This window comes from Croceibacterium sp. TMG7-5b_MA50 (genome assembly GCF_039830145.1).
In the GTDB taxonomy this organism is placed as follows: Bacteria; Pseudomonadota; Alphaproteobacteria; order Sphingomonadales; family Sphingomonadaceae; genus Croceibacterium.
In genome coordinates, this window is the sequence record NZ_CP156082.1 from 2177946 (window position 1) to 2190221 (window position 12276).

Here is a 12276-nt window from a genome sequence, read left to right on the forward strand (position 1 = left end):
CAGGGCAAGCACCTGCTGTCAGTCATCGGCCAACTGCTCCATGGCACTGGGCGCCTGTTCCTCAGCGGTGGCGGCGTCTGATCCTTCCGGCGGGGCGATCACCAGTTCTACCCGACGATTGCGGGCGCGGCCCGCCTCGTCCGGGGTCCCGTCCGGCCGGGCGTTCGGGGCGGCGGGGTTCTGCTCGCCGAGGGCGACCACCCGGATGCGGGCGGCATCCACGCCCTGCTCCACCAGCCAGCCAGCCACGGCTTCGGCCCGGCGGCGGGACGTGGCGAGATTCGCCTGATCCGTGCCGTCGCTGTCGCTGTGCCCGGTCACCAGAATCGGCCACCCCGCAGCCAATGCCTCCGACTTGAGCATGGCGGCCAGCGGGCCGGCCGCATCGGCGGGCAGGCGCGATCCTTCGGGGAAGCGGATCGTCAGCCGCACGGGCTCAGGCGGCGCGTCCACCACAGGCTCGCTCACCACCTCGGGCCGGATGATGGAACTGCTGGCGGTGGCGGTTGGCACGGCGATCACCGGCGGCTCGCTCGCAGCCGCCTCCGGCTGCTCCTGCACGCCGGTGTCGCGGCATCCGGCCAGCAGCGCCACCACGCCCGCCAGTGCCATGCCGCCCTGCCGTAGCGTTACCTTCATGCCATTCCCTCCACTGGTTTCGTCGCCTCCCGCTTGCCGGCGCGGCGCTGCGCCACCTCCTCCGCCGTGCGCTGGCGCGGCGGACCGAAGGAGACAATGGTGTCGCCCTCCGACGGCTCCGGCGCGCTGGCATGGGTGAAGAACCGCATCTGCCCGCCCGGCCGGACCAGCAACAGCATCCGGGCTTCGGGCGGCAGCTTCTCCTGCGCCTCGGCCAGAGTCCAATGCTCAGACAGGCGGGTCCGGCGGAAGACCCAGCCTTCGCGCTGCCAGACGGCCAGCTGGTCGGGCGCGATCGGGTCGGTGAACAGCGCCCGCCCGCGCAGCGACATCGGCAGGGCGCGATGATCCTCCTCGTCCACCGTGTCGCCCAGCTGGTACACGCGGTCTGTGCCGATCTCCGGCGCGAACTCGGAACAAACCAGCGTGTTGTACGCCTCGTTGTCAGTCGCCGCGACCAGCACTTGGAACGGCGACAGGTCGAGATTGTCCTCCGTCGCCTCGTGCAGGATCTCGCCATGATAGGTCGGCAGGCCGGCGGCACGGGCAGGCCGCAGCCGGGACCAATTGCCGTCGACCAGCAGCACCGGCGTATCGAGGTCGTGCATCTGCTTGGCGAGCGCCACGGTCCATGGCGTCGCCCCCACGATCAGCAGGCCGGGCCGCGTCTCCCCCTTGATCTTCAACAGCTTCGCCACCGGGTTCAGCGTGAAGCCGTGTGCCACGATCGTCGCCACCACCACCGCGAAGCTGAGGCCGATCAGGATCGATCCGTCGGCATAGCCAAGCTCGTTCAACCTGAGCGCGAACAGGCCGGAAATCGCCACCAGCACGATGCCGCGCGGGGCGATCCACGCCAGGAACAGGCGCTCGTTCCAGGGGATGGAGCTACCCAGCAGGCTCAGCAGCACGGTCGCGGGCCGCACCAGGAACAACAGCGCCAGCAGGAACGCGCCGAAGCGCCATTCGAAACTCGCCAGCGCCTCCAGCTCCAGGCTGGCGGACAGCAGGATGAACAGGCCCGACACCAGCAGCACGGCGACATTCTGCTTGAATGGGTGGATCGACCGCAAACTGGCCACATCCATGTTGGCGAGCGCGATGCCCATCACCGTCACCGCCACCAGCCCCGCCTCGTGCGCGATCAGGTTGCAGCCGACGAACACGCCGATCACCGTGACCAGCAGCACCGGCACCTTCAGGTATTCGGGCACATGGCCGCGTGGGAAGGCCCAGGCGATCGCCCAGGCCGCGGCATAACCGATAATGCCGGCCAGCACCGCCGCTACCAGCAGCGGGCCAACCACACCCAGCAGCGTGGCGCCGTCCTGCGACAGGCGGAAATATTCGTAGGCGATCACGGCGCACAGCGCGCCGACCGGATCGTTGACGATCGCTTCCCACTTCAGCACGCCCGCCGGACGCTGCTGCACACTCGCCTGCCGCAGCAGGGGGATCACCACGGTCGGCCCGGTCACCACCAGGATGCCGGCGAACAGGATCGCCACCGGCCAGACCAGACCCGCGATGTAATACAGCGCCAGGCTGCCGAACAGCCAGCCCAGCGGCACGCCGAAGATGACCAGCCGCCACAGCGCCTCGCCCACCTTGCGCAATTCCCGATATTCCAGGCTGAGGCCGCCTTCGAACAGGATCAGCGCCACGCCCACGCTGACCAGCGGTTCCAGCAGCGGGCCAAACGCCGCGTGGGGGTCGATCAGGTGCAGGCCAGGGCCGGCGATGAAGCCCGCCGCCAGCATCAGCACGATGGCCGGCCAGCCGGTGCGCCAGGCGATCCACTGAGCGCCGATGCCCAGCACGCCGACCAGCGCGATTACCAGTGCCTGATGTTCCATGACCCCCGGAGTGCAGCAAAAGTCCCTGCACTGCCAATGCCCGCAGGCCGTAAAGGTGCCCTCAACAATCCAGCAAGGCGGTGCTGGCGAGCCCTTCCGCCGCCAGCGCGGCCCGCCCACCGAGCTGCTCCAGAGCGATCACGAACAGCGCCTGCTCCACCTCCGCACCCGCTTCGCGCAGCAGCCGGGCACCGGCAATGGCGGTGCCGCCGGTCGCCAGCAGATCGTCCACCAGCAGCACGCGGGCGCCGGTCGGCACGGTCCCGCAGGCAAGTTCCAGCCGCGCCGTGCCATATTCCAGCTGGTAATCGACGGCATGAACCGGCGGCGGCAGCTTGCCCGCCTTGCGTAAGGGGACAAAGCCGGTGCCAAGCCGTTCCGCCAGCGCGACGCCGAACAGGAAACCGCGCGCCTCCAGCCCGGCGATCAGGTCGGGCGGCGGACCGGCCAACGCTGCGGCGGCCAACATTTCGATAGCCAGTGACAGCCCCGCCGGATCGGCCAGCATGGGCGTCAGGTCACGGAACAGGATGCCCGGTTCCGGGAAGTCCGGCACATTGCGGACCAGCGCCAGCAGCCGGTCCGCCGCCTTCGTCATACCGGCATCAATCCTTGCGCTTCCCCGGCTTCACCGGCGCCCAGACCTGCTTCTTGGCGAACCAGGCCAGCACGGTGGCGAACAGCAGGAAGCCCAGCACCGGCCAGCCCGTCTGCTTGCGCCGGACCAGCGTGGGTTCCGCGGTCCAGGTCAGGAAGGCGGACACATCGGTCGCCATCTGCTCGATCGTGGGATCGGTCCCGTCGGCGAAGGTCACCTGGCCCGCCGCCGTCAGCGGCGGCGCCATGGCGAGGTTGAGGTTAGGGAAGTACGGATTGAAGTGCAGCCCGGCCGGCGTCTCGAAATCCGGGAACTCCTCCTTCAGCCGCGTTCCGTCCACGGAGAAGGTTTCCGGGTTGCGGTAACCGGTCAGCAGCGAACGGACATATTCGGTGCCGTGGTGGCGCGCCTTGGTGATCAGCGACAGGTCGGGCGGGACGGCATTGTTGTTCGCCGCCGCCGCCGCCACGTCGTTGGGATATGGCGAGGGGAAGTAGTCGGTCGCGGTGCCGGGGCGCGTGCTCGCCTCGCCCGTCACCGGGTCGATGCCGGGCACCTGCCAGCTCGCCGCCTCCGCCTTCACCTCGGCCTCGGAATAGCCGAGCTCCGCCAGGTTGCGGAACGCCACCAGCTTCATGGAATGGCAGGCGGAGCAGACCTCCTTGTACACCTGGTACCCGCGCTGCAGCTGCTGGTAGTCCCAGGTGCCGAACGCCCCGTCGAACTGGTAGCTGGCATGGCGCGGGGCCAGGTGGAACTCGTGCTCCGCGGTGGGGGCGACCTCTTCGGTGGCGAAGGTCCAGGCACCGAAGACGAAGGCCAGCAGCACCACGAAGGTGAAGCCCAGGCCAACCAGGATGCCGATCAGGCGCGTCATGTGCGTATTTCCTCTTCGCGCCAGATCAGACGGCCGGCCGGGCGTTTTCGCCCTGGATCATGTGGCCCTTCACAGTGTTGTCGTCCGCCGGCGTGCCCAGCACCGCCTCCGTGATGGAGAAGGGCAGCGGCTCGGGCGTCTCCACCAGGCTGACGATCGGCAGGATCACCAGGAAATGGAGGAAGTAGTACGCCGTCGCGATCTGGCTCAGCATCACATACGGCTCCTCCGCCGGGGCGCCGCCGCAATAGAACAGCACCGCCATACAGGGGATCAGGCCGAACCAGAAGAACTTGCGGAACAGCGGCCGGTAATGGCCGGAGCGGACCGGCGAGCGGTCGAGCCACGGCAGGAAGAACCAGCACAGGATCGCGCTGAACATGGCCAGTACGCCCCACAGCTTCGCGGGCAGCAGGAAGTCCGACGTGAAGGCGCGCAGGATCGCATAGAACGGCCAGAAATACCATTCGGGCACGATATGTGCCGGGGTCGAAAGCGGGTTGGCCGGAATGTAATTGTCCGGGTGCCCCAGTTGGTTGGGCAGGAAGAACACGAACGCGGTGTATACCAGCAGGAACACGCCCAGGCCGAACCCGTCCTTCGCCGTGTAGTACGGGTGGAACGGCACGGTGTCGCTCTCGCTCTTCACCTCCACGCCGGTGGGATTGCTCGATCCGGGGATGTGCAGCGCCCAGATATGCAGGATCACCACGCCCGCGATCACGAAGGGCAGCAGGAAGTGCAGCGAATAGAACCGGTTCAACGCGGCATTGTCAGGCGCATATCCGCCCAGCAGCCAGATCTGCAGCGGCTCGCCCACCAGTGGGATCGCACCGAACAGGCCGGTGATGACCTTCGCACCCCAGAAACTCATCTGCCCCCAGGGCAGGACGTAGCCCATGAAGGCAGTCGCCATCATCAGAAGGAAGATGACCACGCCCAGCAGCCAGATCATCTCCCGCGGGGCCTTGTACGATGAGTAAAACAGGCCGCGGAAGATGTGGATGTAGACCACCACGAAGAAGAACGACGCGCCGTTCGCGTGGGCGTAGCGCAGCATCCAGCCCCAATTGACGTCGCGCATGATGTGCTCGACGGAATTGAACGCGACCAGCGCATTGGCGCTGTAATGCATCGCCAAAATGATGCCGGTGACGATCTGCAGCACCAGGCAGAACCCCGCCAGGATGCCGAAATTCCAGAAGTAGGACAGATTGCGCGGCACGGGGTAGCCCGCGCCCACCGCATTGTAGACGAAGCGGGGCAGCGGCAGCCGCTCGTCCAGGAAGCGCATCAGCGGCGCCTTGGGTTCGTAGGCCTTGGCCCAGGGGAAGCTCATCGTCCGTGTCCTCCCCTCAACCGATCACGACGGTGGTGTCGGTGGTGAATTCGTAGTCGGGCACCAGCAGGTTGCTGGGCGCCGGCCCCTTCCGGATGCGGCCGGCGGTATCGTAGTGAGAGCCGTGGCACGGACAGAAGTAGCCGCCGAACTCGCCCTTGTTCTCGCCCTCGCCCGCGCCCAGCGGCACGCAGCCCAGATGGGTGCAGACGCCCATGGTGATCAGCCAGTTGGTGCGGCCTTCCTTGGTCCGCTCCTCCAGCGTCTGGGGATCGCGCAGCGAACCGACATCCACCGCATCGGCCTGCCCGATTTCCGCCGGAGTCAGGTTGCGCACGAACACAGGCTGTTTGCGGAACACCGCCTTGATCGCCTGCCCCGGCTGGATCGCCGAAAGGTCCAGTTCGGTGGTGGATTCGGCCAGCACGTCCTTCGACGGGGCCATCTGGCTGATCAGCGGGTACAGCACCGCCAAACCGCCAACGCCCGCGGCGGAGACGGCGGCGATGTTGATGAAGTCGCGCCGGCGCACCGGCCCCGTACCGGTCATGCTGCCGGCAGGCCCATCGGGAGTCATCGCGTCATCGGGGGCGGTGCCCGTGGTGCTTGCCATCACTCTACCTTGTTGGTCGCCAACGATGGAGCCCGATCCGCTCGCGACCTGTCCTTGTCCTCCCGCCGCGCCAGCATCGAACTCCACCCGGCTACGGCAATTTTCAATGCGTAGCGTAGGGGTGGGTGAGTGCCAACAGTGATTTTGCCGACACACGTTCTCCTTGCGAACTATCCTGTCACGCCCGAGCGGGTAGGCCGATCAATGACATCTGACGTCCATAATCCGCCTCGCCCCGATGTGTCGCCCGGCGGAAGGAGAAGAACCGCGCCTCTTCCGCATAGGTGTCGTAGGGCAGCACCTCCACCTGCGTCACCCCGCCCTCCGCCAGCGCCCGCGCCACGAAGCCCGGCAGGTCGAACTGCCAGTGCCCCGCTTGCGTACCGGGCCCGAAGAACCGCGCATCGCCAGCGCCGAACCGTTCGCGAAACGGGGCATCCACCTCGTAGCTTGGCTGGCCGATCGTCGGCCCGATCGCGGCGGCGATGCGACCCCGCCGGGCGCCAAGCCGCTCCATGCTGGCCAGCACCGCCTCGACAACCCCGCCGACGGCGCCCTTCCACCCGGCATGGGCCGCGCCGACCACGCCGGCGGCGCAATCCGCCAGCAGCACCGGCGCACAATCGGCCGTCAGGATCGACAGCAGCACGCCCGGCCGGTCCGTCACCAGCGCATCCGCCTGCGGACGGGCATCGTCGCCCCAGTCGCCCGCTTCCACACAGGCAGCGCCATGCACCTGCCACACGCCCGTAAGCCGGGCGCCGGGCAGCACCGTACCTGCCATTCGCGTACGGGCCACCAGCACCGGCGCCAGCGCCGCGTCGTCCGCCGCCATCCCGCGCAGGCCCATGTCGCCCGCCGCAGCGGTGGAGAAGCCGTGCGGGACGCCGGCCAGCACGTCCGCCTGCAACACCTGCTCAGCCAAGCGAGCGGCTCACCTGCTCGAACGTATCGCGCGACAGGCTTGGCGCGGTGGCGATCCGCTCCAGTTCGGCCCGCATCAGGCCAGCGCGCACCGGCTCGATCCGGCGCCAGCGGCCGAGCGGCGGTACGAAGCGGGCGGCGGTCTGCGGATTGATCGGGTCCAGCGCCAGGATGGTGTCGGCCACCATGCGGTATCCTTCGCCTCCCGACGCGTGGAAGGCATGCGGATTGCCGGCAAAGGCCATGAACAGCGATCGGGCGCGGTTGGGATTGCGCAGCGTGAAGTCGGGGTGCTGCGCCAGTGCCTGCACGTGACTCAGGGTGTTGGGATGCAGCGATTGCGCCTGCAGCGCGAACCACTTGTCGATCACCAGCGCATTGTCCCGGTGCCGCTGGTAGAAGTCGAGCAGCTTGCCGGTCCGTTCGGGCGTGTCGAGCCCGGCCAGCACCATCAGCGCGCCCTGCCGGTCGGTCATGGTCACGGCCGCATCATATTGCGCCGCCGCCATGCGCGCGGCCAGCGCCGGGTTGCCTGCGGCCAGGAACACCAGCGCCTGCGTCTTCACCTTGCGCGCGCCCTTCGCGGCCGCCGTGAAGCCGGCATCAGCCCCGCTCGCGCGTGCGTGCAGCGCCACGAACTCCGCCTCCAGCTCGCGCGCCAGCCAACCCTTCAGCGCCTCGCGCGCCTCGTGGATGCGGCCGGGATCGGCCACCGCCAGCTGTTCCGCCAGGTAAGTTTCGCCCGGCAGGATCAGCAACTCGCCGCGCATCAGGTCGTCGATACCCTCATCGGCGAGCACCGCGGCCAGCACCTGCCGGATCGCGGCCCGCCCGCTTTGCTCGCCCGTGTCCCCCTGCACCGCGGCCAGCAGATGCGTGACGACCAAGTCCTGCATCGCCTCGTACCGGGCGAAGGGATCATCGTCCTGCGCGGCCAGAAACACCAGATCCTCCGCCGACAGGGCGCGGCGGATGACGACGGGCGCGGAAAAGCCGCGATTGATCGACAGGACCGGCGCGATGCCCGCATGCGGCAGGGTGAAGCGCTGCTCGCCCTCGGTCAGCAGCAGCAGCGTCTCCGAACCCAGCTCGCCGCTTGCCCGATCGTGCAGCGCCACGCGCAGCGGGATCGGCACCGGTTCCTTCGCGTCCTGCCCCGGCGTCGTGGGGGTCGCCTGTGCCAGCTCCACCTCCACCCCGTTCGCTTGCGCCTTCACCGCTACGCGCACTTCGGGCGTGCCGGCCTGACCGTACCAGCGGCGGAATTGCGTGAGATCGAGGCCGGCACCATCCTCCATCGCCACCACGAAATCCTCACAGGTGGCCGCCTCGCCATCGTGCCGGTCGAAATACAGGTCGCATCCGGCGCGGAACGCGGCGGGGCCGGCCAGCGTGCGCATCATACGGATCACCTCCGCGCCCTTGTTGTACACGGTGGCCGTGTAGAAATTGCTGATCTCGCGGAAGGAATCGGGGCGGATTGGATGCGCCAGCGGTCCGCTGTCCTCCGGGAACTGAACCGATCGCAGCACCCGCACATCCTCGATCCGCTTGACCGCCGCGCTGCCCATGTCCTGGCTGAACAGCTGGTCGCGCAAAACGGTGAAGCCTTCCTTCAGGCTGAGCTGAAACCAGTCGCGGCAGGTGACGCGGTTGCCCGACCAGTTGTGGAAATATTCATGCGCGATCACCCCTTCGACCGCGTCATAATCACCGTCGGTGGCGGTGTCGGGCTCCGCCAGCACGTACTTCGTGTTGAAGACGTTCAGGCCCTTGTTCTCCATCGCGCCCATGTTGAAATCGCTGACGGCGACGATGTTGAAGATGCCGAGGTCGTATTCGCGGCCGAACACCTCCTCGTCCCACTTCATCGACCGCTTGAGCGATTGCATGGCGTGATCCGTGCGCCCTTCGTCCCCCGGACGCACGTAGATCGCCAGCTGCACCTCGCGCCCATTCATCGTGATGAAGCTGTCGCGCTGCGCCACCAGGTCGCCCGCGACCAGCGCGAACAGGTAGGACGGCTTGGGCCAGGGATCGTGCCATTCGGCCCAATGGGTGCCATCCTCGCCCGTTCCCTCGCCCACAAGGTCACCGTTGGACAGCAGCACCGGGAAGTCCGCCTGCGGCCCGCGCATGCGGACGCGATAGATGGACAGCACGTCCGGACGGTCGGGGAAGAAGGTGATCCGGCGGAAGCCTTCTGCCTCGCACTGGGTGCACAGCATGCCGCCGCTGGCATACAGGCCCATCAACTGGCTGTTGGCGCTGGGATCGATGCTGGTGACGATGCTGATTGTGTGCGCATCGCCGGGCAAGGTCACTAGCAGGTCGGGCCCTTCCATGACCCAGCTGTTGAGCGGCTCGCCATCGACCAGCACCTCCAGCGGAGTCAGGCCGTCGCCGTTCAGCCGCAGGACCGGCGTACCCTCCGCCTGTGGGTTGCGCGCGACGTCCAGTTCCGTCCGGACCACCGTTTCCGCCAAGCCGAGCCTGAAATCCATCCGCACCTGCGGCACGGTCCAGGGGAATGGCCGGTAATCCTCCCGCCGGATCACAGGCGGTTGCGTCGGCGGCGGGGGTGCATCCGCCAGATGCGGGTTGCCGTCGGGCGTGGCGGGGGTGCGGGCAATATCCATCGGTAACGCGACTCGCTTGCAGATCGGGGGCCTTATGACGCTACAATGCATCTATGTCGCATCTGTTCATCTGGGGCCTCGGCTATTCGGCCAGCCATGTCCGCACCATCGCCCGTATCGCCGGCTGGCAGGTCACCGCCACGGGCAGCGCCGGGGATCTCCCGTTCGACGATGAGGCCGCGGTGGCGCGGGCGCTGCATGACGCCACCCATGTCCTGTCCAGCGTGCCGCCGGTCGGCGACAGCGACCCGGTGCTGGACCGCTACGCCCCGCTGATGGCGGGCAAGGTGCTGGCCTATCTCTCCTCCGCCGGGGTCTATGGCGATGCGGGCGGCGCCTGGGTGGACGAAAGCGCACCGGTGGGCACCGGCCGCCGCACCGCGCGCAGCGTGGCCGATGCCCGCTGGCTGGCGCTTGGCGCGCGGGTGCTGCGCCTGCCGGGCATCTACGGCCCCGGTCGCAGCGCGCTGGAGCGGGTGGCGGACGAGCGCGCGCACCGCATCGATCTGGCCGATCAGGTGTTCAGCCGGGTGCACGTCCACGACATCGCCAGCGGCGTCATGGCCGCGCTGGGTGGGCCGCCCGGCGCCTACAATCTGGCCGACGACCTGCCCGCCAGCCAGAACGCGGTGATCGAGGAGGCTTGCCGCCTGCTTGGTCGCGCGCCGCCGCCGCTGCAATCGATGGAACAGGCGCAATTGTCGCCGATGGCGCGCGGCTTCTATGCGGAAAACCGCCGGGTGGCGAACGGCCGGGCGAAACGGGTGCTCGGCTGGCTGCCGCGCTACCCCGATTATCGCAGCGGGCTGACCGCCTGCCTTTCCACCGGCGGCTCCTGCATCGGTGCCGCGCGGCCGCGCAGCGCGACCACCAGCCCGACCATCGCCAGCACCGCCCCGGTGCCCGCGACGGTGGACCAGCGATAGCCTTCGAACAGGGTCGACAGCGCCATTGCCACCACCGGCACCATGACCCCGTTATAGGCCGCCCGGCCCGGTCCCAGATCGCGGATCAGCCGGAAATAGAGCGGAAAGGTCACCACCGATCCGACCAGCGCCAGGTAGACTACGCCGCCCCAGTATCGCGGGCTGTCGGGCAGCACGGGCGGCCCGTTCAGCACCCAGGCTAGCGCCACATTGGCGACCGTCCCCCACAGCATCGCCCAGCCCAGCAGCAGGTGCAGCGGCCGTCGCTTCGCCGTATCCGTCGCCTGCAGCACATTGGCGGCGCTCGCCGACAGGATCGCCGCCACGCAGAACGCGACACCCAGCCCCACCTGGCCTGTGGGCGGCGCGCTCGCCGCCTCGTGCACGAGCAACAGCACGATGCCGCAGATGCCGATCAGCGATCCCACCACGAAGCGACGGGTGATCGGCTGCCCCAGCAGCAGCCGTCCGCCAATCGCATTGGGCACCATCAGCAGACCGAACAGCACCGCCACGATGCCGGACGTCAGGTGCACCTCGGCCCGATAGACGAAGTTGAAATTGCCGAAGAACTGGAACAGCCCCAGGAACAGCGCCAGCACATGCCCGCCCCATGTCATGGAGAAGCCGCGCCGGCCGATCCGCCGGTTGCTGATCGCCGCCAGCACGAACATCCCCAATGTGGCAATGGCGAAGCGGTAGGCGACCGACCAGCTCGGCGGCGCCAGCGCCAGCCCATCCTTGATGACGAACCAGGTCGATCCCCAGATCAGGGCGACGGCCAGGAACGGCAGTGCAATCTCCGGCCGCAGCAGCGCGTGGCCGGGGCGGGTGCCCAACGCGCTCACAACGCGGCCAGTGCGCGGGCCAGTGCCGTCGCATCTTCCTGGCGCGTATCCCATGCGGTCACGAAACGGGCGGCATCCGCGCCCCAGTCGTAGAAGCCGAAACCCCGCGACCGCAGCGACTCCCGCTCGCCCGCGTCCAGCCGCATGAACAGTTCGTTTGCCTCCACGGGGTGCAGCAGCCGGTCGCCCGCGCTGCCGGCGATCTCCGCCGCGGCGGCGTTGGCCGCGCGGCCATTGGCGAGCCACAGGTCACCTTCCACCATGGCCAGCAATTGCGCCGCCATGAATCGGCCCTTGCTGGCCAATTGGCCCGCCTGCTTGCGCCGCCGCCGGGCGACCTCCGCCAGGCTGGTGTCGAAGAACACGATCGCCTCCGCCCCCATGCCGCCATTCTTGATGCAGCCGAAGCTCAGCGCATCGACATCGCCGCACGCCGTCGCCGCATCCGCGCCCAGGAACGCCGCGGCATTGGCGAAGCGGGCGCCATCCATGTGCAGGTACAGCCCGCGTGCCCGCGCCAGTGCCGACAACGCCGCCAGTTCCGCGGGCCGGTAGACGCAGCCCAGTTCGCTCGCCTGCGTGATCGTGATCGCATGCGGCTGCACCCAGTGGACGCCGGGCGCGATGACATCCAGCCGCGCCGCCAGCGCCTCGACCGTCAGCTTGGCATCGGCGGCGTCCACCAGCATCAGCTTCGCACCATGCAGGAAGAAGCCGGGCGCACCGCCTTCGTCATTCTCCACATGCGCTTGCGCGTGGCACAACACTGCGCCATGCGGCGGCACCATGGGGCCGAGCGCCAGGCAATTGGCCGCAGTGCCGGTCGCCGTCCACAGCACCGCCACCTCCCGCCCGAACAAGGCGCCGAACGCCTCGTCCAGCCGCCGGCTCAGCGCATCGCCGTCATAGGGTGCATCCGGTGCATCGGCGGCGCGCAGCGCCTCCCACACACGCGGATGCACGGCGGCGGTGTTGTCGGACAGGAACTGCATGGCGCCGCCATGGCTTTGTGACGCA

The 12276-nt window shown here is 68.4% G+C and carries 10 protein-coding genes and 1 pseudogene; 1 reads left to right on the plus strand and 10 read right to left on the minus strand.

Annotation, left to right across the window (positions count from 1 at the left end; genetic code table 11):
* Positions 1-18 precede the first annotated feature (18 nt).
* The 8 genes from V5740_RS10335 to pepN all read right to left on the minus strand — a co-directional run bounded on the left by V5740_RS10335 (position 19) and on the right by pepN (position 9485).
* A complete protein-coding gene (locus V5740_RS10335) occupies positions 19-639 on the minus strand; it encodes an OmpA family protein (RefSeq protein ID WP_347302399.1) in 621 nt (206 codons plus the stop codon).
* Positions 636-2495, minus strand: a complete 1860-nt coding sequence (locus V5740_RS10340; protein WP_347302400.1) for a sodium:proton antiporter — start codon at positions 2493-2495, stop codon at positions 636-638. Before V5740_RS10340 ends, V5740_RS10335 begins: the two co-directional genes overlap by 4 nt.
* A 61-nt stretch (positions 2496-2556) precedes the next feature.
* Positions 2557-3093 (minus strand): adenine phosphoribosyltransferase, encoded by a 537-nt coding sequence (locus tag V5740_RS10345; RefSeq protein WP_347302401.1) that lies wholly within the window; start codon positions 3091-3093, stop codon positions 2557-2559.
* Between the two features lie 7 nt (positions 3094-3100).
* A complete protein-coding gene (locus tag V5740_RS10350) occupies positions 3101-3970 on the minus strand; it encodes a cytochrome c1 (protein WP_347302402.1) in 870 nt (289 codons plus the stop codon).
* Between the two features lie 25 nt (positions 3971-3995).
* Positions 3996-5309, minus strand: a complete 1314-nt coding sequence (locus tag V5740_RS10355; protein WP_347302403.1) for a cytochrome b/b6 — start codon at positions 5307-5309, stop codon at positions 3996-3998.
* A 16-nt stretch (positions 5310-5325) separates the two neighbouring features.
* Entirely contained in the window at positions 5326-5886 is a 561-nt protein-coding gene (petA, locus tag V5740_RS10360; protein ID WP_347304501.1) for a ubiquinol-cytochrome c reductase iron-sulfur subunit, read from the minus strand.
* A gap of 214 nt (positions 5887-6100) precedes the next feature.
* Positions 6101-6847: a peptidoglycan editing factor PgeF gene (pgeF, locus tag V5740_RS10365; RefSeq protein WP_347302404.1), complete on the minus strand. Its 747-nt coding sequence runs from the start codon at positions 6845-6847 to the stop codon at positions 6101-6103.
* Positions 6840-9485: an aminopeptidase N gene (pepN, locus tag V5740_RS10370; RefSeq protein WP_347302405.1), complete on the minus strand. Its 2646-nt coding sequence runs from the start codon at positions 9483-9485 to the stop codon at positions 6840-6842. The genes pgeF and pepN overlap by 8 nt, the downstream gene beginning before the upstream one ends.
* A gap of 53 nt (positions 9486-9538) precedes the next feature.
* On the opposite strand from pepN, the gene V5740_RS10375 reads away from it, so the two are divergent.
* Positions 9539-10411, plus strand: a complete 873-nt coding sequence (locus V5740_RS10375; protein WP_347302406.1) for an SDR family NAD(P)-dependent oxidoreductase — start codon at positions 9539-9541, stop codon at positions 10409-10411.
* On the opposite strand, the pseudogene V5740_RS10380 reads toward V5740_RS10375, so the two are convergent.
* Together V5740_RS10380 and V5740_RS10385 are read right to left on the minus strand one after the other, a co-directional pair.
* Positions 10405-11313 (minus strand): annotated as a pseudogene (locus V5740_RS10380) (EamA family transporter); the annotation flags it as partial. The gene V5740_RS10375 and the pseudogene V5740_RS10380 sit on opposite strands and share 7 nt — an antisense overlap.
* On the minus strand, positions 11256-12251 hold the full coding sequence (locus V5740_RS10385) for a beta-eliminating lyase-related protein (RefSeq protein WP_347302407.1): 996 nt from the start codon (positions 12249-12251) through the stop codon (positions 11256-11258). The gene V5740_RS10385 and the pseudogene V5740_RS10380, both read right to left, overlap by 58 nt.
* Positions 12252-12276 lie beyond the last annotated feature (25 nt).

Excerpts from the sequence above, each read along its gene's own strand:
- V5740_RS10375 (WP_347302406.1), top strand. The coding sequence starts at position 9,539 with ATGTCGCATCTGTTCATCTGGGGCCTCGGCTATTCGGCCAGCCATGTC.
- pepN (WP_347302405.1), bottom strand. The coding sequence starts at position 9,485 with ATGGATATTGCCCGCACCCCCGCCACGCCCGACGGCAACCCGCATCTG.
- V5740_RS10355 (WP_347302403.1), bottom strand. The coding sequence starts at position 5,309 with ATGAGCTTCCCCTGGGCCAAGGCCTACGAACCCAAGGCGCCGCTGATG.
- V5740_RS10345 (WP_347302401.1), bottom strand. The coding sequence starts at position 3,093 with ATGACGAAGGCGGCGGACCGGCTGCTGGCGCTGGTCCGCAATGTGCCG.
- petA (WP_347304501.1), bottom strand. The coding sequence starts at position 5,886 with ATGACTCCCGATGGGCCTGCCGGCAGCATGACCGGTACGGGGCCGGTG.
- V5740_RS10350 (WP_347302402.1), bottom strand. The coding sequence starts at position 3,970 with ATGACGCGCCTGATCGGCATCCTGGTTGGCCTGGGCTTCACCTTCGTG.
- V5740_RS10340 (WP_347302400.1), bottom strand. The coding sequence starts at position 2,495 with ATGGAACATCAGGCACTGGTAATCGCGCTGGTCGGCGTGCTGGGCATC.
- V5740_RS10385 (WP_347302407.1), bottom strand. The coding sequence starts at position 12,251 with ATGCAGTTCCTGTCCGACAACACCGCCGCCGTGCATCCGCGTGTGTGG.
- V5740_RS10335 (WP_347302399.1), bottom strand. The coding sequence starts at position 639 with ATGAAGGTAACGCTACGGCAGGGCGGCATGGCACTGGCGGGCGTGGTG.